General features: G+C 65.1%; 20 protein-coding genes. 7 read left to right on the top strand and 13 right to left on the bottom strand.

The genetic code is table 11. The features are described 5' to 3' along the window. Positions 1-243: 243 nt before the first annotated feature. Positions 244-600 carry a hypothetical protein gene (locus AB7535_RS22210; protein ID WP_028158285.1) on the top strand — a complete coding sequence of 119 codons (357 nt, stop codon included), beginning with the start codon at positions 244-246 and terminating at the stop codon, positions 598-600. A 9-nt stretch (positions 601-609) separates the two neighbouring features. Here the strand turns inward: AB7535_RS22210 and AB7535_RS22205 are convergent, their stop codons facing one another. Beyond that, complete coding sequence (locus AB7535_RS22205; protein WP_439036833.1) at positions 610-2,874, bottom strand: TonB-dependent siderophore receptor; 2,265 nt, start codon at positions 2,872-2,874, stop codon at positions 610-612. Between the two features lie 267 nt (positions 2,875-3,141). Next, on the bottom strand, positions 3,142-3,558 hold the full coding sequence (locus AB7535_RS22200; RefSeq protein ID WP_080583959.1) for a winged helix-turn-helix transcriptional regulator: 417 nt from the start codon (positions 3,556-3,558) through the stop codon (positions 3,142-3,144). 227 nt (positions 3,559-3,785) lie between these two features. Here AB7535_RS22200 and AB7535_RS22195 point away from each other — a divergent pair, with 227 nt between their 5' ends. Together AB7535_RS22195 and AB7535_RS22190 are read left to right on the top strand one after the other, a co-directional pair. Further along, positions 3,786-4,589, top strand: a complete 804-nt coding sequence (locus AB7535_RS22195) for an L-dopachrome tautomerase-related protein (protein WP_439036832.1) — start codon at positions 3,786-3,788, stop codon at positions 4,587-4,589. Continuing rightward, on the top strand, positions 4,499-4,906 hold the full coding sequence (locus AB7535_RS22190) for a hypothetical protein (RefSeq protein ID WP_439037379.1): 408 nt from the start codon (positions 4,499-4,501) through the stop codon (positions 4,904-4,906). The genes AB7535_RS22195 and AB7535_RS22190 overlap by 91 nt, the downstream gene beginning before the upstream one ends. 48 nt (positions 4,907-4,954) lie before the next feature. On the opposite strand, the gene AB7535_RS22185 is transcribed toward AB7535_RS22190, so the two are convergent. The 3 genes from AB7535_RS22185 to AB7535_RS22175 form a co-directional block, all read right to left on the bottom strand. Next, positions 4,955-5,224: a hypothetical protein gene (locus AB7535_RS22185; protein ID WP_283017063.1), complete on the bottom strand. Its 270-nt coding sequence runs from the start codon at positions 5,222-5,224 to the stop codon at positions 4,955-4,957. Between the two features lie 193 nt (positions 5,225-5,417). Next, complete coding sequence (locus AB7535_RS22180; protein ID WP_283017062.1) at positions 5,418-6,782, bottom strand: sensor histidine kinase; 1,365 nt, start codon at positions 6,780-6,782, stop codon at positions 5,418-5,420. Next, entirely contained in the window at positions 6,779-7,459 is a 681-nt protein-coding gene (locus tag AB7535_RS22175) for a response regulator transcription factor (protein ID WP_071912145.1), read from the bottom strand. Before AB7535_RS22175 ends, AB7535_RS22180 begins: the two co-directional genes overlap by 4 nt. Before the next feature lie 347 nt (positions 7,460-7,806). On the opposite strand from AB7535_RS22175, the gene AB7535_RS22170 reads away from it, so the two are divergent. Continuing rightward, positions 7,807-8,700: a MipA/OmpV family protein gene (locus AB7535_RS22170; RefSeq protein WP_439036831.1), complete on the top strand. Its 894-nt coding sequence runs from the start codon at positions 7,807-7,809 to the stop codon at positions 8,698-8,700. Between the two features lie 6 nt (positions 8,701-8,706). Further along, positions 8,707-9,447 (top strand): hypothetical protein, encoded by a 741-nt coding sequence (locus AB7535_RS22165; protein ID WP_354124045.1) that lies wholly within the window; start codon positions 8,707-8,709, stop codon positions 9,445-9,447. Between the two features lie 17 nt (positions 9,448-9,464). On the opposite strand, the gene garD is transcribed toward AB7535_RS22165, so the two are convergent. The 8 genes from garD to AB7535_RS22125 all read right to left on the bottom strand — a co-directional run bounded on the left by garD (position 9,465) and on the right by AB7535_RS22125 (position 20,881). After that, on the bottom strand, positions 9,465-11,006 hold the full coding sequence (gene garD / locus AB7535_RS22160; RefSeq protein ID WP_439036830.1) for a galactarate dehydratase: 1,542 nt from the start codon (positions 11,004-11,006) through the stop codon (positions 9,465-9,467). Positions 11,007-11,147: 141 nt separating this feature from the next. Beyond that, positions 11,148-12,596: an aldehyde dehydrogenase family protein gene (locus AB7535_RS22155; protein ID WP_085405879.1), complete on the bottom strand. Its 1,449-nt coding sequence runs from the start codon at positions 12,594-12,596 to the stop codon at positions 11,148-11,150. Positions 12,597-12,615: 19 nt separating this feature from the next. Then, entirely contained in the window at positions 12,616-13,959 is a 1,344-nt protein-coding gene (gudD, locus tag AB7535_RS22150) for a glucarate dehydratase (protein WP_439036829.1), read from the bottom strand. Positions 13,960-13,985: 26 nt separating this feature from the next. After that, positions 13,986-14,930 carry a 5-dehydro-4-deoxyglucarate dehydratase gene (kdgD, locus tag AB7535_RS22145; RefSeq protein WP_439036828.1) on the bottom strand — a complete coding sequence of 315 codons (945 nt, stop codon included), beginning with the start codon at positions 14,928-14,930 and terminating at the stop codon, positions 13,986-13,988. A gap of 131 nt (positions 14,931-15,061) precedes the next feature. Then, complete coding sequence (locus AB7535_RS22140; protein WP_063982246.1) at positions 15,062-15,967, bottom strand: LysR substrate-binding domain-containing protein; 906 nt, start codon at positions 15,965-15,967, stop codon at positions 15,062-15,064. Positions 15,968-16,089: 122 nt separating this feature from the next. Further along, a complete protein-coding gene (locus tag AB7535_RS22135) occupies positions 16,090-17,445 on the bottom strand; it encodes an MFS transporter (RefSeq protein ID WP_063982247.1) in 1,356 nt (451 codons plus the stop codon). Between the two features lie 317 nt (positions 17,446-17,762). After that, positions 17,763-19,712 carry a hypothetical protein gene (locus AB7535_RS22130; protein WP_283017058.1) on the bottom strand — a complete coding sequence of 650 codons (1,950 nt, stop codon included), beginning with the start codon at positions 19,710-19,712 and terminating at the stop codon, positions 17,763-17,765. Between the two features lie 86 nt (positions 19,713-19,798). Continuing rightward, the gene (locus tag AB7535_RS22125) at positions 19,799-20,881 is read right to left on the bottom strand and encodes a lysylphosphatidylglycerol synthase transmembrane domain-containing protein (RefSeq protein ID WP_063982249.1); all 1,083 of its coding nucleotides are present in this window, start codon (positions 20,879-20,881) and stop codon (positions 19,799-19,801) included. 444 nt (positions 20,882-21,325) lie between these two features. Between AB7535_RS22125 and AB7535_RS22120 the strand changes: the two genes are divergently transcribed. Both AB7535_RS22120 and AB7535_RS22115 read left to right on the top strand, forming a co-directional pair. Beyond that, complete coding sequence (locus tag AB7535_RS22120) at positions 21,326-21,832, top strand: YciE/YciF ferroxidase family protein (protein ID WP_439036827.1); 507 nt, start codon at positions 21,326-21,328, stop codon at positions 21,830-21,832. A 143-nt stretch (positions 21,833-21,975) separates the two neighbouring features. Continuing rightward, complete coding sequence (locus AB7535_RS22115) at positions 21,976-23,409, top strand: MFS transporter (RefSeq protein ID WP_085405883.1); 1,434 nt, start codon at positions 21,976-21,978, stop codon at positions 23,407-23,409. Positions 23,410-23,473 lie beyond the last annotated feature (64 nt).

The raw sequence follows: 23,473 nt of genomic DNA, 5'->3' as shown, positions 1-23,473 counted from the left end.
CAAGGAAAGCCTCCAAAACAGCTGCGGCAAATTGCCGACGCGTTGGACATGCAGGACGTGCGCGCCGGCCGGGGCAACGCCGTGCGGCCGTAGTTCCCCGGAATGCGCGCTGGCGCCGGATTTGCATAGCTGTCGCAAAGCCGCTGGGGAGCGAGTCGCCGTCTCCACGCCTGCCGCGACCGTGCGGAAGGCGGACGGCGGTGTCTGTCCCTCGCGGCGCTGATTGCGATCCGCGGAGACGATATGCGACTTGCCAGACTATGTGCGGCGGCGCTGCTGGGGCCGATGGCGCTGCTTGCGACCTCGGCGCTGGCGCGCGACGACGGCCGCTATGCCAACTCGCCGCTAAAACCCTGGTTCGAGAGCCTGCACAGCCAATACGGGCAATGCTGCTCGGATGCCGACGGCTACGTCATAGCCGACGTCGACTGGGAATCCGATCGCGGCCACTACCGCGTGCGCATCGACGACGAATGGGTCGTCGTGCCCGACGGTGCCGTGATCACCGAGCCGAACAAGATCGGTCGAACCATGGTGTGGAAGCACTATGTCGACGGCCATCCGCGCGTGCGCTGCTTCATGCCCGGCAGCATGACGTAGCGGTCGTGGCTAGAATTTGTACGTCACGCTGCCGAGCACCGTGCGGCCGATACCGAGAAAGCAGTCGCCGCGCGCCAGGCACGTGGTGAGGTGACGCTTGTCGAAGAGATTGCTGGCATTGACCTGAAGCCGCCAGGAACCGGTCTCGTAACGAACCATGGCGTCGAACAGCGTATAGTCGGGTGTGCGGAGGGTGTCGGTGCCGTCCCAGGAGGTGCCGATGTAGCGCACGCCGCCGCCGAGCGTGACGCCGGGCAGGCCGAGCAGGGACAGACGGTACTTCGCCCAGAGCGAGGCCTGGTGATCCGGCACGGTCTCGACATGCTTGCCGGCATTGTCGCCGCTTTCCACGCGGGCATCGAGATAGGTATAGGCGCCGATCAGGTCGAGCTCCGGCGTGACGCGCGCCAGCACCTCGAGCTCGGCGCCGCGGATGCGCACCTTCCCGGTCTGGATCGAGAAGCGGTCATCATCGGGGTCGCTGGCCAGCCGATTCCGTTCGGTGGTGTCGAAGATCGCGCCGTTGATCGCATTGCCCGGTGTCGGATTGTACTTGAAGCCGAGCTCCACCATCTCGCCGCGCTGCGGCGCGCACACCGTGGCGCAGACGCCGCTGCCGAACACCGGGTTGAACGACTGCGCATAGGTCACGTAAGGCGTGACGCCGAATGGCAGCTCGTACATCAGCGCGGCGCGGCCGGTGGTCGCCTGGTAGTTTTCGACCGGCGAGGCCTGCGTGTTACTGGTGACGTAGTCGTGGCGCAGCCCAAGCACGGCGAGCCACGGTCCGAGGCGCAACTGGTCCTGAGCGTAAATACCGAGCTGGGTCTGGCGCAGATCCGGTTCGGGAGACATCGTCGGCGCGGGTACGCCGCGGTAGACCGGCGCGTAGAGATCGAACGGCGTCGGGTCTGTGGTGAAGCCTGATTGCGCGTGCTCCCTGAACTCGCGGTAGTCGGTGCCGAACAACACTTTGTGTGCGACCGGTCCGGTGTGCAATTTCAGCTCGGCATTGCTGTCCGAGGTCAGGTCGTCCTTGACCGTCTCGCGGCTCCATACGCTGCGCGCCACGGAGCGTCGGCTGGCGTCGAGAAATGGATAGTTCGGATCGCTTGGATCGACGAAGTTCAGGTCCGGCCACGTCGACCGGTAAATGCCCTCGACATGGGCGTAACGCAGGTTTTGCCGGATCTTCAGACTGTCGCTGAAGCTGTGCTCGAACAGGCTGCTGATCGCGCCGGTCTCGGTCTGGTACTGGTCGAAGCCGGGCTCGCCGGCGAAGCGCCGCACCGGAATGTAGCCGTTGGGGCCGGCAAACAATGTGCCCTCATGCGGCAGGAAGGCCGTGGAGGACCCCGTGGTGTCCTTCTGATAGGTGCCGAGCACCGTCCAGCTGGTGTTGTTGGTCGGCCGCCAGGTCAGTGATGGCGCGAGCACGATGCGGCCGTCCTTGACGTAATCGGTCTGCGTGTTGCTGTCGCGGTATACGCCGATGAAGCGATAGAGCCACTCGCCGTCCTTGGTCAGCTTTCCCGTGGAGTCGAGCTGCACCTGCTTACGGTTGAAGCTGCCATATTGCACGCCGATCTCGTTGGCGGATTCGGCCTGCGGGCGCTTCGAGATCAGGTTCAACAGGCCGGCGGTCGAGGTGTCGCCGTAGAGCACGGAAGAGGGGCCGCGCAAGACCTCGATGCGCTCCAGGGTGTACGGCTCCGGCCGCCATTCGTTGAAGTTGTTGGTGTTCACCATGCGGGTGCCGTCGAGATAGATATTTGGGTCCTGGCCGCGGATGCGCGGATAGTCGCCGCGCGAGTCCGCGCCGTAGGCGTCGGCGAACACGCCGGGGACATAGCGCAGCGCCTCCTGAACGGTGGTCGCGCCCTGGTCGATGATGCGGTCGGCGGTGACCACGGTGATCGACTGCGGTGTCTCACGCAGCGGCGTATCGGTCTTCGTGCCGGTGCCGCTGCGGGTCGCGACGTAGCCGCGGACGGGGCCTGTCGCGGTCTCCGCGCCCGTGCTCGCGCCGGCCGCCTGTGTATCGGCGTTCGATGGTGCGCGCTCGGCCTGGCGACGGCGGCTTGCCGCCTGTGCGGCCTGACGGGAGGGAGACGGACGTGTGCGCGCTGCCGGCCGCGACGATTGCTCGACCACGACGGCGGGCAATTCCTGCGACGATGATTGCGCCTCGGCCGGCGCCGCATCCATCAGGCCTGCCAACAGCGGCAGCGCGCCGCCGATCAATCCTGCCGTCGTTCTGAGATATGTAGTCATTCGCCACCCCATCATTTGCGGGGCGGACGACTAACAAGCGCAGTCGATGGCTTGAAGTGCGGGAGGGGCGCAATGGTCCCTCAATCATCAGATTTGGAATTAGTATTTATATAAGTAGAGCGCGCGCCGCTTGATGGCGGCGCGCGGATGGCCTCATGTGAGGATGGAGAATCGTGTCTCGTCGCGGCGTAGGCCCACGCCGTCTTGATCGACGTGTGCGATTTACTTGCAGTCGCCGCAAGGCATCGTGGATACGCAGGGGCCCGCCTACGCGCGACCTGCCGGCAGGCTCCGTCTGACCCGCGGCGAGAGCGAAACGGCGCCGTTGACCGCACCGGCACGAGCCGCTTCCGTCGCGAGATACTGATTGCCCCATGTCCAGAGCATGCGAACGACCGGTTCGAGCGAGCGCCCAAGCGCTGTCAGGGAATACTCGACCCGCGGCGGGACCTCCGCATAGATCTCGCGATGAATGAGGCCGTCCGCCTCGAGCTCGCGGAGCTGGCGCGTCAGCATGCGCTGCGTGATCCGGGACAGGCGCCGCTTGAGCTCGTTGAAGCGAATCGTATCGTCGAGCAGGTGGTAGAGAATCACGCCCTTCCACTTGCCGTCGATCAGATCGAGGGTGGCCTCCACGGGGCATCCCACGGCACAATCATACGTCTTGCTGCCGAGCTTCTGCATGGTTCACTCCGTGATACTAGAGGACTGGCCTGTGCGTAATTGTCAGTCCGCAAATTAGCGCGCATCGTGGCTCTCGCAAAGATCGATATCGGCGAGGCGGTGAACGAGCGGCCGCTTCGGCTCGCATTGGGTCTCTGCATTCAAATCCTGCGGCGGTTGCCGGCGCGGACCGGGCGCACGCGCGCCGGAATAACCGTGGAAAACAAAGGGAGGGAGCGGTGCGAAGCGTGAGGAGAGGAATTCGACTTGTCATTTTTCTGTCGGCGGCAATCGTCACGGGCGCGGCCTGTGCGGAGAACGGAGGCGGCAACGCGGAAGTCTTTGCGAAGCTCCCTCAGTCGGTCGGCAACATTGCGTTTACGCCGGACAATCAGCTGATCTTCAGTCACCATCCATTCTTCAGTCCCGACGTTCGTGTGGCGCGGCTGACATCGCCGACGACGTTCGAGCCGTTTCCAAATGCGGAATGGAATACGCCACGAAAAGGCACCGATCAGTACCTCGATAACGTCCTGGGTCTTCGTTCCGACGAAAGCGGTGTCGTGTGGATCATCGACATGGGATTCCGGACGCAGATCACGCCGAAGCTGGTCGGCTGGAACACGCGCACGAACAGGCTGGAGCGCATCCACTACATGCCCGAGCCCGTGACCGTGAAAGGCTCGCAGCCGCAGGACATCGTGATCGACCAGAAGAACCGGAAATTCTACATCGCCGACGAAAACATCGGGCCCGGCGGCGATGGCTCTCACGCTGCGATCATCGTCATCGACATGGATACGGGTGCCGCCCGGCGCGTGCTGGACGGCGATCGATCCACCGTCCCTGAAAATGTGCCGATCACCGTGGATGGCAATGATCTGACCGTGCCTGGCAAGGACGGCAAGCCTTCGCTCATTAAGGTCGGCTGCGACGGCATCACGATGGATGCCAGGTCCGAATGGGTCTATTTCGCGCCACTCAGCGGCCGGTCGCTGTACCGCATAAGGCCACCGACCTCGGCAACGAGAAGCTGCCCGCCGAAGAGCTGAGCGCGCGGGTGGAACGCTACTCGGACAAACCGAACAATGGCGGCCTGTCGATCGACTATGCGGGCAACATCTACCTGACTGCGGTCGAGACCAAATCGATTGGAGTCATAGGAGCCGACCGGAAGTTTCGCACTTATTTGAGCGATCCGGACATGGTGTGGCCGGACGGGATTACTGCCTCTCCCGACGGGTACATGTACGTGTCCGCGTCTCAGGTCTCCGCAGCCGCCATGTTCCATGGCGGCAAGGCCGAAAACAAGACGCCGTATCTGATCTATCGGTTCAAGCCGATCGCGGCAGGCTATATCTCACGCTGACGGCGGGAGCGACGACCCCGGCAAGGGCAGCCGGGGTCGAAAACTGTCTCAGCGCTCTTCGCTCGTGGCGTTGGCGCTCGCCAGCCGCTTGACGCGCGGCGACAGCACCGACATTTGCGCGGGCGAGGCCGGCATGCCGGCGACGATCATCGCGGGCGCAGACGACTGCTCCTCGACCCCGGCGCCGCCGAGCACCTGCACTTGCGTCGTCGAAATCGGAAACGACTTCACGTCGTAAGAGGGAAGCTCGCCGGCAAATGCACCGGCCGAGCTCGCAATCATGGCGCCGGCAACGGCAAATATTGAAAGAACGCGCATTGGAAAATCTCCGTGGAAGATGGCAATCGGAGGTTTGGTCGCGGCGATGCCACGCCAGGTTCGCTTGTGTGCGAACATTCGACCGCCGCCGGCGGATCTATTTGATTGCGTGATGCGACAGACGTGAAACGCGGAAGAAGTTTTCCACGCCAATGTTTCCGGACGGTTTCGCCGAAGGGCTAGAAGCGGCTCGTCAGCCCGTTTGCAGATCGAGGTGCGGCGATCTGGTCGTCGCGGTGGCCTCGGGAAAGCGCAAGCTCATCGTCGTGCCGCGGCCCGGCGCGGAGGAAATGACCAGCTCTCCGCCGTGCGCGGCCATGATCTCGCGGACGATCGACAGGCCGAGGCCGGCGCCGTCGCCCGCGCTGTTGCCGGTCTGAAATGGCTCGAGCAGCCTGTGCTCCGCGCCGTCGGGCAGGCCCGCGCCGTCATCGTCGATCGAGATGTCGCCGCGGCTGAGCGTGGCGACGATGCGCCGCGCACCATGGGCGTGGATGAGCGCGTTGCCGACGAGATTCGCAAGCGCACTGCGTACCGCGGCGTCGACGCCTTGCACCAGGAACGGACCTTCTTCGGCGTGCTCCAGCGCAAGCTCTATGCCGGCGTCCAGCGCCGAGGGGCTGAAATCGGCGAGCACGTCCAGCGTGATCTCGGCAAGATCGATCGGTCGCTTCTCGATCGCATGATTTTGCAATCGCGCCAGGTCGAGCATGGCGGAGACCAGCGACGTCAGGCGGCGGACGTCGCGCACCAACTCCACCCTCAGCGCCGGCTCGGGCACGTCCTCGATTTTCGCGCGCAGCAGCGTGAGCGGCGTGCGGAGCTGATGGGCGGCATTGCCGAGAAAGCGGCGTTGCATCCTGATGTAGGCGTCGATCTCGCCGAAGGCGCGGTTCAGCGCCGCGACCAGCGGCTTCAGCTCGGTGGGGACTTCGGACAGGGATATCAGGCCCTGCGGGGCCGATGGGTCGATCGCGAGCGCGCGACGCGCCACCCGTTCGATGCCGCGCGAGACGAAACGTGCGGCCAGCATTGAGCCGATGGCGACCGTCGCCGCAAAGGCCAGCGCCAGCGTGATGATCGCGAAAATGCTGCGGACAAGGAAGTTCCTTGCAATCCGGCCGAAGCGAACCTTGGGTTCGCCGACCATCATCGTAAGCTGCAACGGGCCCCGTTGCACGACGGCGAGACAAAAGGTGTTCTTCTGGTCGAGTGTGCTGAAGACGGACGAGCCGATCGGCCCGTGATAGGGAAACGCGAAGGGGAGGGTGGGCCGGCGTTCGCTCCCGTATTCGCTGACCAGATCGCCCGCGGACAAGACGTACCAGAGGTTCGGGCTGTCCGCTTTAAGCTCCCCGAGGGCGGGAGTCGGGCGTACCGTCAGGTTTTGCCCCTCGATCACCGTGGCGCGATCGAGAACGGCGATCACAATGCGGCAAGCCCTGAACTCGCGTTCCTCCATCGGGTAACGCCAGATGAAGACACCGAGCATGATCAGGAAGATCGTCGTCGCGGCGATGCCAAGCGACAGCGCAAACGTTCGGGCAATCGACGTCATCGCGGTGTTGCCAGCCGCAGGATGTAGCCGATGCCCCGCATGCTGCGGATCTCGACATCGCCGCCGAGCTCGGTCAGTTTCTTCCGCAAGCGCGAGACCTGCGCTTCGAGCGTGTTGGATTCGATCTCGTCGTCGAAGCCGTAGATCTCCTCGATCAGGGCGGCGCGGGTGATGACGCGGTCGCGGCGCATCAGGAGCGCTCCGAGGATCAGCGCCTCGCGCCGGCGCAGCAGGATTTTCGTGTCGGCGACCACCGCCTCGTTGCTGCCGAGATGCAGCTCGACATTGCCGAGCGACAGCACCGAGGGCGCGAGCTGCCGGGGGCGCCGCAACACAGCGCGCACCCGCGCAATGAGCTCCTGCGGCTCGAACGGCTTGCCGAGATAGTCGTCGGCGCCGCCATTGAGACCGTCGACGACATCCTCCTTGGCGTCCTTGGAGGTCAGCATGATGATCGCGGGACGGTCCGCCGATCGGCTCAGCGCCGTCACCACCTGGAGCGCATCTCCATCGGGCAGCATCCGGTCGATGATCGCGAGATCATATTTGAAATTGTCCAGCGCCTGGCGGGCATCGGCAATCGAGCCGACGACGTCGACAATGCCGTGCAATTGTCCGAGCAGGCGGCTGACATAGGCGCCGATCTGCGGTTCGTCTTCGATTACGAGGGAGCGCACGGGACGTCCTTGACTCTGCTGGGGCAACAAAACCTGAGCGTGACGCTCCCTGGCCGAAGTCTGGCGTTCCGGCTCGTGCGCAGGGTTCCCATTAAGGCAGCGAGCTTGGCGAATAAAAGGCAGGAGCGAGGGCGCCGACCGGCCCTAGCGCTCAAAGTTTGCGAGCGTGAGCGCGGCCCGGCAATGTTCGGGCAACATTGATCCGGCGGCGCGCCCGGCATGCGCCGCGAATGGATCGGGGCGCTGTCTGCCCCTTGCAATCTTGGGGCAATTTTGCCGGACCACATGCTGTGGCTCCTAACCACACGAGTCGACCAGGCCAGCAAGGCCGGTCCGGGGCCCTGTAAATGAAGCATTTTGACGAAGCTGCTCTCGATCCTGCGGCGAGAGCGCAGCAGACCTTGCTGACCGCATTCCTCGCCGCGTTCGGCGCAATCCTGGCAATCCCGCAGTCGGCATCGGCGCAGACGGCGTTCACGTTGCCAGCCCCGCCGTTCGACGTGCCGATGCTGCCGTCACCTTCCGGCAACTGGACCGTCATGGTCGGCATCGGCGGAGAGTACACGCCGGATTTCGTCGGATCGAAGAACGGGAAGCTCATGCCGATCCCGATCTTCTCCATTCGCCGTGCCGGATCGGTCGACCAGTTTCGCGGGCCCCGCGACAGCGCCAGTATCGCGCTGTTCGACGTCGGAAATTTTCGCGCCGGCCCCGCGTTCAAATACGTCGCGTCGCGCAGGAGCGATAAATATGCCGAGCTGACCGGCCTTGGCGACGTCAAGGCCGCATACGAGCTCGGCGGCTTCGTCGAATATTTCCCGGTCGACTGGCTGCGCCTGCGCAGTGAATTGCGCCAGGGCATGGGCGGAAATACCGGCACGGTCGCCGATGTCTCCGCCGACGTCATCGTGCCGCTGATCCAAAGGCTCACGATCTCGGCCGGCCCGCGCTTCACCTGGAAAAGCACCAAGGCGACTGCGCCCTATTTCGGCGTCGACGCCGTGCAGTCCGTGGCGTCCGGGCTGCCGATGTACGATGCCAAAGGCGGTGCGCATTCGGTCGGCTTCGGCGGCCAGATCTCCTATCGCATCAATCCGCATTGGGAAGTCCATGCCTATGTCGAGTACGAGAAGCTGCTGGGCGACGCCGCAGACAGCCCGCTCGTGAAGCTGCGGGGATCGTCGAACCAGACGACGATCGGCCTCGGTGCGTCCTATTCGTTCGATTTCAGGATTCGATAGGTCACCATGCGCCGCATTGCTTTTCTATGGGTTGGCCTGGCGGTCGCTTGCATCGCCCTCGGCGCGGCCGCCGCGTTCGAGACGCGCGCGACCCGGCTCCAGGCGATCAAGACCGTCGGCATCGTCTCGGCCATCGGCGAGGAGATGAGCCTGACGCAAGCCGGCCTGATCGCGCTCGGCAACGCCGGGCAAAGCCTCTCGATCAGCGCATGGGGGCTGGACGAGCTGATCGTCCAGCAGGCGACGAAGCTGCTCGGTGGACGCTTTCGCGTGCAGGCGGTGAGCTACCGACGTGCCGCGTTTGCCGCGATCAGGGATTCGGCGGTTGCGCCAGTCAATCTCCTGCGCAGCGATCCGTTCAAGGAGCTGGTTCGCAGCGATGTCGCGCCGCAGGGGTTGGATGCCTACATCGTCATCACCCGGGCCAGATCGAAGCTCGGCAACGGCCGCAACGTCGAGGGCATCGGGCTTGCCCAATATCGCACGCTGCTTGCGGATTACGGCCTGATCCACGCGCTCTACGAGGTGCGCGTGATCGACGGCAAGTCGTTCAACGTGATCGAGAAGCGGGCAGCCGCGCCGCTCGACAACACCGGCACCATGCGGCTCGCCGGACCCAGCGGGCCGATCGACGCGACGTTCGAGGGGCCGGCTGCGAACGAACGGCTACGCGCGGCGGTCGCGGATCTCATTACGCGCAGTCTGCCGGTCACGCTCGGCGACATGCACCTGATCGACGGTCAGTGAGGCCGGTTGGCCCGGCCTCAGGTCACCGGCGCCGGATTGAACAGCGTGAGGTCGTTGTGGATGCCCCAACGGTCCGACCACGGCTTCGTGCGGCCGCTGGCGACATCGAGGATCAGGCGGAACAGGTCCCAGCCGGTTTCCTCGATGGTCTTCTCGCCGGTGGCGATGCCGCCGGCGTCGAAGTCGATCAAATCCTTCCAGCGGCGCGCGAGCTCGGTGCGGGTCGCAACCTTGATCACGGGCGCAGCCGCAAGACCGTAGGGCGTGCCGCGGCCGGTGGTGAACACCTGCAGCGTCATGCCGGAGGCGAGCTGGAGTGTGCCGCAGATGAAGTCGGACGCGGGCGTTGCCGCGAACAGCATGCCCTTCTGGGTCGCCTTCTCGCCGGGCGAGAGCACGCCGGTGATGGCGGACGAGCCGGACTTGACGATCGAGCCGAGTGACTTTTCGACGATGTTGGCGAGGCCGCCCTTCTTGTTGCCGGGCGTGGTGTTGGCGCTGCGATCGGCGCCGCCGCGGGCGAGATAAGAATCGTACCAGGCCATCTCGCGCACCAGCGCGCGGCCGACGTCCTCGTTGATGGCGCGTCGCGTGAGGAGCTGGATCGCGTCGCGCACTTCGGTCACTTCCGAGAACATCACGGTCGCGCCGGCACGCACCAGCAGGTCCGCGGCGAAGCCGACGGCGGGGTTCGCGGTGACGCCGGAGAAGGCGTCGCTGCCGCCGCATTGCAGGCCGATGACGAGGTCGGCGGCCGGGCAGGTCTCACGGGTGCGGGTGTTGAGGATCTTCAGGCGGGCTTCGGCCTGGGTCATGATCGCATCGACGATGGCGCCAAAGCCGTCGAAGGCTTCGTCCTGCATGCGCACGATGGCATCGCTGACGCCCTCCGGCACCAGTCGCTCGGGCGCGAGCTTTTCGCAGCCGAGGCTGATGACCAGGATCTCGCCGCCGAAATTCGGGTTCTGCGCGATGTTCTGCAGCGTGCGGATCGGAACGACCGCATCGGGGGCATTGATGGCGACGCCGCAGCCATAGGCGTGCGTCAGCGGCACGACGTCGTCGACGTTCTGGTATTTCGGCAGCAGTTCGGCGCGGATGCGCTTCACGGCGTATTCCATCGTGCCCTTGACGCATTGCACGGAGGAGGAGATGCCGAGGATGTTCTTGGTGCCGACCGAGCCATCGGAGTTGCGAAAGCCTTCGAAGGTAAAGCCTTCGAGCGGCGGCAGCGGTGCCGGGACGGCGGTCGAGATTTCCAGCTTGTCGAGGGCAGGGGCCTCGGGCATGCGGATGCGCGCTTCGTCGACCCATTCGCCGGCCAGGATCGGCGACAACGCGTGGCCGATCACCTCGCCGTAGCGGATAATCGGCTGATCTTGCGCGATATCGACCAGTGCCGTCTTGTGCCCCTGCGGCACGAAGGCGCGCAGCGTCAGCCCGCTGGCGAAGCGGGAGCCGGCGGGAAGCCCGAAATCATTGACCACGATCGCGACATTGTCGCGCTCGTTGAGCTTGATGTAGCGGGGCTGCTCTTTCGCTGCGACGTCCTGGTCCATGGGAGGACTCCGAAAGTGTAGGGTGGGTTAGCGTAGCGTAACCCACCAATGTCTTCATCCGCGGAGGCAGAAGAGGTGGGTTACGCCAGCGGACCGCGCGTTGCGCAGCCGCGGGCTAACCCACCCTACGATCGTGGCCTATCAACCCGGATAGGTATAGGCGGTCTTCACCGTGGTATAGAACTCGCGCGCATAGGAGCCCTGCTCGCGGGCGCCGTAGCTCGAACCCTTCCGGCCGCCGAACGGCACGTGATAGTCGACGCCGGCGGTCGGCAGATTGACCATCACCATGCCGGACTCGCTGTTGCGCTTGTAGTGCGAGGCGTATTTCAGGCTGCTCGTGCAGATGCCCGAGGCGAGGCCGAACTCGGTGTCGTTGGAGATCGCCAGCGCTTCCTCGTAGTTCTTGGCGCGGATGACGGCGGCGACGGGGCCAAAAATCTCCTCACGCGCGATGCGCATATTGTTGTTGGCCTCGGTGAACAGCGCCGGCTGGAGGTAATGGCCGGGCGTCTCGCGCTTGAGCAGCTCGCCGCCGAAGGCGAGCTTTGCGCCTTCGTCCTGGCCGATCTTGATGTAGCGCAGATCCTGGTCGAGCTGGCTCTGGTCGACCACCGGGCCGATATGCACGCCGGCCTTGAGCGCGTCGTCCACCGACAGGCCCTTCAGGCGCTCGGCCACCGCCGCGACGAAGCGATCGTGGATGCCTTCGGTGACGATCAGGCGGGAGGAGGCGGTGCAGCGCTGGCCGGTCGAGAAATAGGCGCCGTTGACGGCGACCTCGACGGCGGTCTTCAGGTCGGCATCGTCGAGCACGACCAGCGGATTCTTGCCGCCCATCTCGAGCTGGAACTTCTTCATCGGGTTCGACAGCACGCAGGCCTGCGCGATCTTGCGGCCGGTCTGCACCGAACCGGTGAAGGAGATCGCGGCCACATCCGGATGGTCGAGCAGGGTCTGGCCGACGACGGAGCCGGAGCCGACCACGAGGTTGAACACGCCGGCCGGAATGCCGGAGCGGGTGATGATCTCGGACAGCGCATGTCCCGAGCCCGGCACCAGCTCGGCCGGCTTGAACACCACCGTGTTGCCGTAGCAGAGCGCGGGCGCGATCTTCCAGGCGGGGATCGCGATCGGGAAATTCCAGGGCGTGATCATGCCGACGACGCCGACGGGCTCACGGGTGAGCTCGACGTCGAGGCCGGGACGGACGGAGGCGCCCTTCTCGCCGATCAGGCGCAGCGCTTCGCCGGCGAAGAACGCAAAGATCTGGCCGGCGCGCGCGACCTCGCCGATGCCCTCGGGGAGCGTCTTGCCTTCCTCGCGGGCGAGCAGGCGGCCGAGCTCTTCCTTGCGGGCGAGGATTTCGAGAGAAATCTTGTTCAGCGCGTCATGGCGCACCTGCGGCGTCGACTGCGCCCAGGCGGGGAAGGCGGCCTTGGCTGCCGCGATCGCCTTCTCGGTCTGCGCCTTGTCGGCCTTTGCGTACTCGCCGACGAGATCGTTGGTGTTGGAGGGGTTGATGTTCTTGGTGACGCCGGAGCCGTCGACCCATTCGCCGCCGATGAAGTTCTTCAGGATCGCAGTCATGTAGTCCTCCGAGATTTTCTTAACGCACGAGGCAGGGACGCTTGTCGTCAAAGGTCCAGCCGGGGATCAGGTCCTGCATGGCAGTAGCGTCATCGCGGGCGCCGAGTCCATGCTTCTTGTAAAGCTCATGCGCGGTTTCGATGGCCGGGCGGTCGATTTCGATGCCGAGGCCCGGCCGCTCGGGCACGGCGATCTTGCCGCCCTTGATCTGGAGCGGCTCCTTGGTCAGCGCCTGGCCGTCCTGCCAGATCCAGTGGGTATCGATCGCGGTGACCTTGCCGGGCGCGGCGGCGCCGACATGGGTGAACATCGCGAGCGAAATGTCAAAGTGATTGTTGGAGTGCGAGCCCCAGGTCAGGCCGTTGTCGCGGCAGGTCTGGGCGACGCGCACCGAGCCCTGCATGGTCCAGAAGTGGGGGTCGGCCAGCGGAATGTCCACCGCCCCCAAGCGTAGTGCATGGGAGAGCTGGCGCCAGTCGGTCGCGATCATGTTGGTCGCGGTCGGCAGGCCCGTGGCACGGCGGAACTCGGCCATGATCTCGCGACCCGAGAAGCCGGCTTCGGCGCCGCAGGGATCCTCGGCATAGGCCAGGATGCCGTGCATGCCCTTGCAGAGGCTGATCGCCTCGTCGAGCGACCATGCGCCGTTGGGATCGAGCGTGACGCGTGCGCTGGGGAAGCGCTTTGCGATGGCGGTGACGGCCTCGATCTCCTGCTCGCCGCGGAGCACGCCGCCCTTGAGCTTGAAGTCCGCGAAGCCATAATGGTCGTGGGTGGCTTCCGCGAGCCGCACCACGGTCTCCGGCGTCATCGCCTCCTGGTGGCGCAGGTTGAACCATTCGGGCTTGCCGGTCTCGCCGCTGACGTAGTCAAGCTTGCTCTTGCGCCGGTCGCCGACGAAGAAGAGATAGCCGAGCGTCTCGACGCTCTTGCGCTGCTGGCCTTCGCCGAGCAGTGCGGCGACGGGCAGGTTGAGGTGCTGGCCGAGCAGGTCGAGCAGTGCGGACTCGATCGCCGTGACCGCATGGATCATCACGCGCAGGTCGAACGTCTGCTTGCCGCGGCCGCCGGCATCTCGGTCGGCGAACGCCGTGCGGACGTCGGCAAGGATGTTGTTAATCGCGCCGACGGTCTTGCCGATCACTAGATCGCGGGCATCCTGGAGCGTCTGCCAGATCTTTTGCCCGCCCGGTACCTCGCCGACGCCGGTGTGTCCGGAATTGTCGGTGAGGATGACGATGTTGCGGGTGAAGAACGGCGCGTGCGCGCCGCTCAGATTGAGGAGCATGCTGTCGCGGCCCGCGACCGGGATCACCTGCATCGATGTGACGACCGGTGCGCCGGAGACCTCAGTCTGGGCCATCGCACGCTCCTCCCTGTTGTTGTCTGTTATTCTGCAGCTTGTTGTGACGATCGGATGGCGGGGAGATTCTTCACCAGCGCGGTCAGCTCCGCAACCTCCTGCTCGGTGAGATCGGTCAGCGGCGGGCGGACCGGGCCGGAATCGCGGCCGATCACCTTCATGCCGGCCTTGATGATCGAGACCGCATAGCCCTTCTTGCGGTTGCGGATTGCGATCAGCGGCAGGATGAAGTTCTTCAGGCCGGCATGGATCGTCTCATGGTCGCGCTTGCGCACCGCGGCGTAGAAGTTGGTGGCGAATTCCGGAACGAAATTGAACACGGCCGAGGAATAGGTCGTCACGCCCATGTCGAGATAGGGCAGCGCGAAGGTTTCCGCGGTCGGCAGGCCGCCGATATAGGTGAGGCGGTCGCCGAGCTTGGTGTAGACGCGGGTCATCAGCTCGATGTCGCCGATGCCGTCCTTGTAGCCGACGAGGTTCGGGCAGCGCTCGGCGAGGCGCGCCAGCGTATCGGGCTGCAGGATGGCGTTGTCGCGGTTGTAGACGATGACGCCGATCTTCACGGCGGCGCACACGGCATCCACGTGGGCGGCAAGGCCGTCCTGCTCGGAATGGGTCAGATAGGGCGGCAGCAGCAACAGGCCGTCGGCGCCGGCCTTTTCCGCGCCGATCGCGATCTCGCGCGCGGTGGCGGTGCCGTAGCCGGTGCCGGCGAGCACGGGCACGCGGCCCTTGGTCTCGTCGACGGCGATCTTGACCACCTGCGGAACCTCGGTCGGCGTCAGCGAGAAGAACTCGCCGGTGCCGCCGGCGGCGAACAGGCCGGCAACGTCATAGCCGCACAGCCAGTCCATGTTGGCGCGGTAGGTCGCCTCATCGAACGAATAGTCCGCCTTGAAGGGCGTGACGGGGAAGGACAGGAGGCCCGATCCGATCTTCTGGGCCATTTCCTGCGGGGTCATCTTGCTCATGGGCGCTGCTCCCTTAATTTGCGTGTTGTGGAGGACGCGGGCCGAAGCCTGCGCGTCCATGCGCCGTTGTTTAGGAGACCGTTCGATGCGCGTCCAAGCCAAAGCCTATATCGACCGATGCGGATTGAGCATCAATCGTCCGCTACCTCCGCGGAGGACAATTCGCCTGCGATTTTGACCAGAGCGGAGAGCAGCGGGTTCTCGTCGTCGCGGCGCCAGACCATGAACAGCTCGACGGGGACGCGGGTGCGCAGCTTCAACGGCCGCAGTCGCACGTCGGAGATCTTCAGGCTCGCAGCCGCGGCCGGCACGATGGCAAGGCCGAGGCCGGCGCGGACCATGGCGAGGATCGAATGGATCTGGCTCAGATGCTGCACATAGCGCGGCAGCACGTCGGCGCGGGTGAACAGCGCCACCAGCAGATCGTGGAAATATCGGCTCTCATAGGGCGAGTACATCACGAAGGGCTGGTCGTCGAAATCCTTGATGGTGATGGTCTCGGCATTCGCCAGCGGATGCTTCTTCGGGATCGCGGCGAGCAGGGGCTCGGCGACGACACGGCGGCTGGCCACTTCGGGGCGCGCGATCGGCGGCCGCAACAGCCCGGCGTCGATCTGGCCGGAGCTGAGCGCCTCGAACTGATCACCGGACACCATCTCCTTCAGCGAGAAATCGACCTCGGGCAGCTTGGCGCGGCAGGCGGCGACGAGCTCCGGGAGGAAGCCGTAGGCGGCAGCCGCCGTGAAGCCGATTTTCAGCGAGCCGGTTTTGCCGAGCGCGATGCGGCGGGCGACTTGCGAGGCGCTTTCCGCAAGCTTCAGGATGCGCCTTGCCTCGGGCAGGAAGCTGCGCCCCGCCGGCGTCAGGCGCACCGAGCGGCTGGTGCGCTCCAGCAGCGGCGCGTCGATGATGTGCTCGAGCACCTGGATCTGCCGCGACAGCGGTGGCTGGGTCATGTTCAGTCGCGCGGCGGCGCGGCCGAAATGCAGTTCTTCGGCCACCGTGACGAAACAGCGGAGCTGGTTGAGGTCGAACATCGATACATGCCTTAGATGGATAAGGCGTTTCCCCGGCACTTCTAGCATCGATCATCCCCAAAACAAAGACGGCGGCTGAGGAGCCGCCGTTGAGTTGCCTGGTCAAGCTCCCGCGGGAGCCCTCAGGAGGAACGTTTGAGCACCACCCGCTCGATCTTGCCGACCACCACGAGATAGGCGAACGCGGCCACCAGCGCATTGGCGCCGACGAACAGCAGTGCGCCGTTGAATGAGCCGGTCGCGGCCAGGATGTAGCCGATCACGATCGGGGTGCTGATCGAGGAGAGGTTGCCGAAGGTGTTGAACAGGCCGCCGGAGACGCCGCCGGCTTCCTTGGGCGAGGTGTCGGAGACGACCGCCCAGCCGAGTGCGCCGATGCCCTTGCCGAAGAAGGCGAGCGCCATGAAGCCGACCACCAGCGCCTGTCCGTCGACATAGTTGCAGGCGATGATCGACATCGACAGCAGCATGCCGCCGACGATCGGGATCTTGCGCGCCATGGTGAGCGAGCCGGTCTTGCGGAGAATGGCGTCGGAGATGACGCCGCCGAGCACGCCGCCGATGAAGCCGCACAGCGCGGGCAGCGTCGCGACGAAGCCGGCTTGCAGGATCGACAGGCCGCGCTCCTTGACGAGGTAGACCGGGAACCATGTCAGGAAGAAATAGGTCAGCGTGTTGATGCAGTACTGGCCGAGATAGACGCCGAGCATCATGCGGTTGGAGAGCAACTGGCGGATGTGATCCCACCCGGAGCCGGACTCGGGCGCACGCTCCTGCACCAGATCGTTTTTGGGCGCGTCGAGATCGACCAGCGCGCCGCCTTCCTTGATGTAATCGAACTCGGCCTCGTTGATGCCGGGATGCTCCTTCGGGCCGTAGACGGTCTTGATCCAGACCAGGCCCATGATGACGCCGAGCCCACCCATCACGAAGAATACGAAGCGCCAGCCGTAATCATGCGCGATCCAGCCCATTAGCGGCGCGAAGATCACGGTGGCGAAATACTGTCCCGAATTGAAGAAGGCCGATGCGGTGCCGCGCTCATTGCCGGGAAACCAGGCGGCGACGATGCGGGCGTTGGCGGGGAACGAGGGCGCTTCCGCGACGCCGACGAGGAGGCGAAGTGCGAACAGCACGATGATGGCGGCGCCGGCGCTGAGGAAGCCGACCCAGCCCTGCATCATCGTGAACAGCGACCAGACGATGATGCTGAAGGCATAGACGAGGCGCGAGCCGTAGCGGTCGAGCAGCCAGCCGCCCGGCACCTGCGCCGCGACATAGGACCAGCCGAAGGCCGAGAAGATCCAGCCCATGGCGACGGGATCGAGATGCAGCTCTTTCGAGAGTGCGGGGCCCGCGATCGACAGGGTGGCGCGGTCGGCATAGTTCACGGTCGTGACCAGGAACAACATGGTCACGATGAACAGCCTGACGCGAGACCTCCTCACGTCCGCTGCGGACGACACCACTGCGCTCATCACGCGCCTCCTTAGAACTCGAAATGTTTCCTCTCTGCGACTCCTAGAGGCGCGCGCGGCAAAGTGTCCAAGTTCAAGGGAGTATCGATCGATGCCGTTTTTGGATCGATGGAACGGCAGGTGCGGGGAACGATCACGAGGTGACGAGAATGTGCGATCGTGATGCGCGAGGTCGTGCTCCGCACACCACTGTCATTCTCCGCGAAAGCGGGGAATCCAGTACGCCGCAGCCTCTCGATTCAATCACCGCTGTCACGGAGTACTGGATCGCCAGCCTTCGCGGGCGATGACACCGAGTATGTGGGAGCAGTGTCGTGCTATTGCTGCGTGCCCAGCAGCGGCGCCAACAGTCCGCGTGTCACGCCGGGCGGCACGGCATCGAGGCCGAGCACGCTGCTCGCGGCCGGCAGTGCGGCGTCCGCCATCGCGGCGTGGCCTTCCGCGCTTGGATGCACGGCGCCGCCGTAGACGGCGGAGAGCACGCCCCAGGTGGCGTCGTGGATGTCGGTCGGCTGGCTCGCCGCCGGCAGGCCTTGCGGATAGGTCATCGCGGCAAAATAGCTGTCGTTGGCATCGCGGATCCAGCGCGCGCGCGGCAGGTAGGCGCGATACTCCGAGGCGCCGCGGCCGCACAGCATCGGCTGGCTCGCCGCGCTCACGATATCGGGATTGAAGCTCTGGCCGTTCTCGGCGAAACACGTGCGGTCGAATTCGGGATCGTTGCCCGCATGGGCGCAGAAGCCGTGATCGGCGAACACCGCCTGGTGCGAGTCCACGAAGGTCATGCGGTCGGTTTCGGGATCGCGGCACAGCGCCCCGCGCGTGCAGGTGGCGAGGCTCTTCAGCTGCGGCAGGAATTCGGTGTCGACGAAGGTCGAGACGCGGGCCAGGCGCTGCGGATCGGCGTTGAAGGACGGATGGATGTCGAACCCGGCGCGGCCGCCGCGGCAGGGCACGCCGCCATCGGCGAGCGCGGGATTGGCGTAGGAGACATAGACCACGTGCGAGAGGTCGCCGCTGACGAGCGGCTTCAGCGCCTCGCGCAGCTTGGCGAAATTCTGCGGCAGCTCGCGCGCCAGTGCATCGCGGGAATCGTCGACGCTCGCCATTACGCCGGAGCGGCGGAACAGCGCGCGCTCGGTCGCGGTGTCGACGATGACGTCGGCGACGAGGCCGGAGAAATAGACGTCGTTGGCGCCGACCGAGAGCAGCACGAGATCGAGCGTGCGGTCCGGCTGGCGCTTTTTCGCCGCGGTGAGCGCCTCACGCAGCTCGGCGACCTGGGCGTTCACGCTGGTGTTGCAGACGCCGGTCTTGCCGGGCGGGCATTCGCGGGCGCGCTGCGAGCCCAGCAGACCGTCGCCGATGCTGGCGCCGGTGCAGGCGAGTGGCAGAAAGGTCACCGCGATGTGGGTGTAGCGCACCGCGAGCGCGAGAGCCGTGCGGGCCTGGTAGCTGTAGAGCGAGCGGTGGCAGGGCGAGTTGAACCAGAGCGCGCCGTAATGCTGCCAGTTGGCGAGCGTGTCGGGTGCTTCGCAGGCGCGGCCACCTTTATAGCCGGCACGGCTCGGCCGGTAGTATTGCGCACCGGCGGTACCGAGATAGGAGCGGAAGCAGAAGCCCTCGTCCGACAGCGCCAGCGGCCGGTCCGGGTTGCCTTCGCCGGAGGCGATGCTGTCGCCGAGCCCGGCGACGAAGATGTCGCGGACCTGGATCTCGGCCTGGACGCGCTGGGTCGGATCGGAGCCGGAGGAGACGTCGACGCTCGCGACCGTCTGCTTGCCGTAGCGGACCCGCAGGTTGATCGGCTCGGCGCAATCGAAAGTCGAGGTCTGCGGCCCGTCGCCGTCGTCGAACGACCAGGCGCAGGTGGCGCCGACCGGCACTGCGCCGGTCAGGCGCACGGTCACCGGATGATCGGTCGGGGTGAGGTAATTCTCTTTGACGTTGTCGCGGGTGCAGGGCTGGTTGACCCGGCCCTGGAGGTCGATGCAGAGCCGGTTGACCATGTTGCGGGCCCAGCCGCGGCCCTCGCTCTGGAGCTCCAGCGACTGCTCGGCGGCGAGGATGCTGCGGTTACGCGCGTTCTCGACATGGAGCTGGAAGTCGCGCTCCTCGCGGAACAGGCGGAAGCGGTTGCGCACCTCCCAGGATATTTGCATCGCACCGGCGCCCTGCGCGGCGGCGCGCTCGAGCGGCAAAGACGTCAGAATCCCGGCAAGCAGCAGGAGGCCTGCGGGAAGGGTACGAAAGGAAAAAGGGATCATGGCCCGCGTGTTCAACGGCAAAGTTGAGGCGGAAATAAGAGAGCATTGCTGCGCCGCCCGCAACCTCTGACGGTCGCCCGCCCGCCTTACCGCTTGCTGGCCTGTCGCAACGACCGCTCGCGTTCCATCGCTGCTACCTGCTTGGGCAGGTTGCCTTGCGCGCAGGCCTCGGCCAGCCGCCGCCGCTCCTGCCAGGGCTCCACCACGTTCATCCAGAGCTCGCGCGCGCCCATGATGGAGATGGCGAGGCCGAACGGGATCACGAAATAGAGGATGCGGAAGACCAGCAGGGTCGCCAGAAGCTGCTCGCGGCCGAATTCGGGCAGCGCGACCAGCATGGCGACATCGAACACGCCGATCGAGCCGGGCGCGTGGCTGGCAAAGCCGATCAGCGTCGCCAGGATGAACACCACCGCCAGCGACATGAAGTCGATCGACGGATTGGCCGGCATCAGCAGGTACATCGCCGTCGCGCAGAAGCCGAGATCGACCACGCCGATCAGGATCTGGACCAGCGTCAGCGGCGCCGAGGGCAGCACCACCTTCCAGCCCTTCTGGCCGAGCTCGCGGCGCTTCTCGCCCATGCAGAGCCAGACCAGATAGGCGCCAATCGAGGCGAGGCCGCCGAGCCCGATCAGCCGGTTGATCGACGACGGCAGTTGATCCATCGATGAGGCGGCATCCGGATGGATGACCATGCCGATCGAGAGCACGAAGATGTTACCGAGCCAGAAGGTCAGGCCTGACAGGAAGCAGATCTTCGCGACGTCGATCGCGTTCAGCCCGTAGTCCGAATAGATCCGGAAGCGGATCGCGCCGCCGGTAAAAACGGTGGCGCCGATGTTGTGGCCGATCGAATAGGACGTGAAGCTGGAGAGTGCTGCGATGCGATAGGGCACATGCTTCTTGCCGATCGTTCGCAGTGCAAAATAGTCGTAGAAGGTCAGCGTACAGAACGCGAAGACGACGCAGATCGCCGCCAGCCCGATATTCCCGCGGGGAATCTCGGTCAACGCGGTCAGGATGACGCCGGTATCGATGTCCTTGAGGGTGCGCGCAAGCGTGGTGATCGCGAAGGCGATGATGAAGACGCTCGCGGCAACACCGAGCCGTCGCCAGCCGATCCATCTCTTGAAGCCGCGCTTCAGCGCGGGCAGCAGTCCGTGCATTCATCCTCCCGGCGGGGGGCAAGACCGATCGGCCAGACATTGACCGGTCGGGCGCGATCACTGCCCGAAATGGGCTTCGACCGCTAGGCATGTTGTAGCTCATTTAAGGCAAAAACAGCGACTTGTGCAGCCCTTGACAACGATAGGTTCTGCGTTCGACCGATAGGTTCTGCGGTGGACCGCCGCTTTTGTCATATGTGGTTCATATCGGGCGCGCGTTAAGCATATGAGTCGGGGCACCTGCCCGGAACGCGCGTCCGCATCTTGACATGATTTCGTGTCCGCCCGCAGTCGGCATTGTTCCAGCGCAAGCGATGCGAGCTTTTTTGGAACGTCGGTACCGTGCGCTGGTTAGCGCTCCATCAGCAATCGAACATGGCGGAATAATCGGCTTTTCGTGCGAGCCGACGCCTCCGTGTTCCCGAAACCGAGAGGATCGGAACGATGGGACTGTTCACAAAAGATATCAAAACCATGAACGACCTGTTCATGCACCAGCTTCAGGACATCTATTATGCCGAGCAGCAGATCACCAAGGCGCTGCCGAAAATGGCAGATAAGGCCACCGATCCGCAGTTGAAGCAGGGCTTTTTGACGCACCTCGAAGAAACCAAGCAGCACGTCAAGCGGCTCGAGGAAGTATTCAAGATGCACGGCACGCAGGTGAAGGCGGTCGACTGCCCGGCCATCGACGGCATCATCGAGGAAGCCGACGAGACCGCCGGTGAAGTCGCCGACAAGGCGGTGCTGGACGCCGCCCTGATCAACGCGGCCCAGGCCGCGGAGCATTACGAGATCGTCCGCTACGGCAGCCTGATCGCCTGGGCCAAACAGCTCGGCCGCAACGACTGCGCCACCGTGCTCGCCAAGACGCTGGAAGAAGAGAAGGCGACCGACAGGAAGCTGACCGCGCTCGCCGAGAGCAAGGTGAACCTGCGCGCGGCGAGCTAGGACCGGGCGTAGCTGCGAAAAAGGCGTCGCGCGGTCATCCGCGCGGCGTTCGCATTTGACGCATCCATAATACGATCATTGTCGAAGCATGAATGCGGGCTGGAAGCGTATGTTTCGCGTGGGGCTGCAACCGAGGTGGCAGCATGCGAGCCAGCACCATCAAATATGAACCTCTCGACAACGGAGCCGGCGCGCAGCGTGCCGGCTCGCGCCTTGCGACCTCCCTCACGCTTGCCGCGATGAGCCTCGGCTATGGCGTGGTGCAACTCGACGTCACCATCGTCAACACCGCGCTCGACGCGATGGGTAAAACGCTCGGCGGCGGCGTCGCTGAGCTGCAATGGGTGGTCAGCGCCTACACCATCGCCTTTGCCGCCTTCATTCTGACCGCAGGTGCGCTCGGCGACCGCATCGGCGCCAAGCGCATCTTCATGGCGGGGTTCGCAATCTTCACCGCGGCCTCGCTCGCCTGCGCGCTGTCGCCCAACGCCATCGTGCTGATCGCAGCACGGCTGGTCCAGGGGCTGGCGGCGGCGATCCTGGTGCCGAATTCCCTGGCGCTGCTCAATCATGCCTATGCGGACGACCGCGAGCGTGGCCGTGCCGTGGCGGTCTGGGCCGCCGGAGCGAGCCTGGCGCTGACTGCCGGTCCCTTCGTCGGCGGCGCGCTGATCACGCTGGTTGGCTGGCGCGCGATCTTCCTGGTTAACCTGCCGATCGGTCTTGCCGGCTTGTGGCTGAGCTGGCGCTACGCCAGCGAGACCACGCGGTCGCGCTCGCGCGAGATCGATCTGCCGGGACAGCTCGCCGCGATCGGTGCGTTGGGCGCGCTCGCCGGCGCGATCATCGAAGCTGGTGCGTTCGGCTGGAGCCATCCAGCCGTGATCGCAGCATTCGTTGCCTCAGCCGCATTCGCGGTGCTCTTCGTCTGGCGCGAGAGCCGCACCGTGCAGCCGATGCTGCCGCTGTCGCTGTTCAGTCACCGGCTGTTTACCCTGACCACGATCGTCGGCCTCCTCGTCAACATCGCGATCTACGGCCTGATCTTCGTGCTGAGCCTGTATTTCCAGAGGATCAACGGGCTGTCGGCCTGGTGGACCGGGCTTGCCTTCGTGCCGATGATGGGCGCGGTGTTGCCGCTCAACCTGCTGGCGCCGCGTCTGGCCGAGCGCATCGGCTCGTGCCCGACCATCGTGGTCGGCGCCTGTATCTCGGCGCTCGGCTGTCTCGGGCTGCTCTGGACCGAAGCCGGGACCAGCTACTGGGCGATCTTTGCGCAGATGATCGCGATCAGCGGCGGACTTGGCCTGCTGGTGCCGCCGCTGACCTCCACCTTGCTCGGCAGCATCGACAAGGCGCGCTCCGGCATCGCCGCCGGCGTCCTGAACGCGACGCGGCAGACCGGCAGCGTGCTCGGCGTCGCGCTGTTCGGCTCGCTGGTGGCCTCGGACAGTGCATTCATGACGGGCCTTCACCAGTCGCTAATCATATCGGCGGCCGTCCTGCTGCTCACCGCCGCCGTGATCGGCCTCGGCGCAAATGCACCTGACGCAAGGGCGCAAGGGCGCTCAATGTGAGCGATCCCACACATTCTATGTTCACCATTCCCGAAACCGGCACATAGCCGGTTACCGACTGTCC

It is taken from the genome of Bradyrhizobium sp. 956_D2_N1_4, assembly GCF_052076025.1.
In the GTDB taxonomy this organism is placed as follows: Bacteria; Pseudomonadota; Alphaproteobacteria; order Rhizobiales; family Xanthobacteraceae; genus Bradyrhizobium; species Bradyrhizobium barranii.
This window is presented reverse-complemented; position numbering and strand designations above follow the sequence as displayed.

Bases quoted from the DNA above. Each gene is read 5' to 3' on its own strand.
- AB7535_RS22155 (WP_085405879.1), bottom strand. From the start codon at position 12,596: ATGACTGCGATCCTGAAGAACTTCATCGGCGGCGAATGGGTCGACGGC.
- AB7535_RS22170 (WP_439036831.1), top strand. From the start codon at position 7,807: ATGAAGCATTTTGACGAAGCTGCTCTCGATCCTGCGGCGAGAGCGCAG.
- AB7535_RS22200 (WP_080583959.1), bottom strand. From the start codon at position 3,558: ATGCAGAAGCTCGGCAGCAAGACGTATGATTGTGCCGTGGGATGCCCC.
- AB7535_RS22135 (WP_063982247.1), bottom strand. From the start codon at position 17,445: ATGAGCGCAGTGGTGTCGTCCGCAGCGGACGTGAGGAGGTCTCGCGTC.
- kdgD (WP_439036828.1), bottom strand. From the start codon at position 14,930: ATGAGCAAGATGACCCCGCAGGAAATGGCCCAGAAGATCGGATCGGGC.
- AB7535_RS22165 (WP_354124045.1), top strand. From the start codon at position 8,707: ATGCGCCGCATTGCTTTTCTATGGGTTGGCCTGGCGGTCGCTTGCATC.
- AB7535_RS22180 (WP_283017062.1), bottom strand. From the start codon at position 6,782: ATGACGTCGATTGCCCGAACGTTTGCGCTGTCGCTTGGCATCGCCGCG.
- AB7535_RS22130 (WP_283017058.1), bottom strand. From the start codon at position 19,712: ATGATCCCTTTTTCCTTTCGTACCCTTCCCGCAGGCCTCCTGCTGCTT.
- AB7535_RS22210 (WP_028158285.1), top strand. From the start codon at position 244: ATGCGACTTGCCAGACTATGTGCGGCGGCGCTGCTGGGGCCGATGGCG.
- AB7535_RS22205 (WP_439036833.1), bottom strand. From the start codon at position 2,874: ATGACTACATATCTCAGAACGACGGCAGGATTGATCGGCGGCGCGCTG.
- AB7535_RS22125 (WP_063982249.1), bottom strand. From the start codon at position 20,881: ATGCACGGACTGCTGCCCGCGCTGAAGCGCGGCTTCAAGAGATGGATC.
- gudD (WP_439036829.1), bottom strand. From the start codon at position 13,959: ATGGCCCAGACTGAGGTCTCCGGCGCACCGGTCGTCACATCGATGCAG.
- AB7535_RS22190 (WP_439037379.1), top strand. From the start codon at position 4,499: ATGGGTCTATTTCGCGCCACTCAGCGGCCGGTCGCTGTACCGCATAAG.
- AB7535_RS22185 (WP_283017063.1), bottom strand. From the start codon at position 5,224: ATGCGCGTTCTTTCAATATTTGCCGTTGCCGGCGCCATGATTGCGAGC.
- AB7535_RS22115 (WP_085405883.1), top strand. From the start codon at position 21,976: ATGCGAGCCAGCACCATCAAATATGAACCTCTCGACAACGGAGCCGGC.
- garD (WP_439036830.1), bottom strand. From the start codon at position 11,006: ATGGACCAGGACGTCGCAGCGAAAGAGCAGCCCCGCTACATCAAGCTC.
- AB7535_RS22140 (WP_063982246.1), bottom strand. From the start codon at position 15,967: ATGTTCGACCTCAACCAGCTCCGCTGTTTCGTCACGGTGGCCGAAGAA.
- AB7535_RS22120 (WP_439036827.1), top strand. From the start codon at position 21,326: ATGGGACTGTTCACAAAAGATATCAAAACCATGAACGACCTGTTCATG.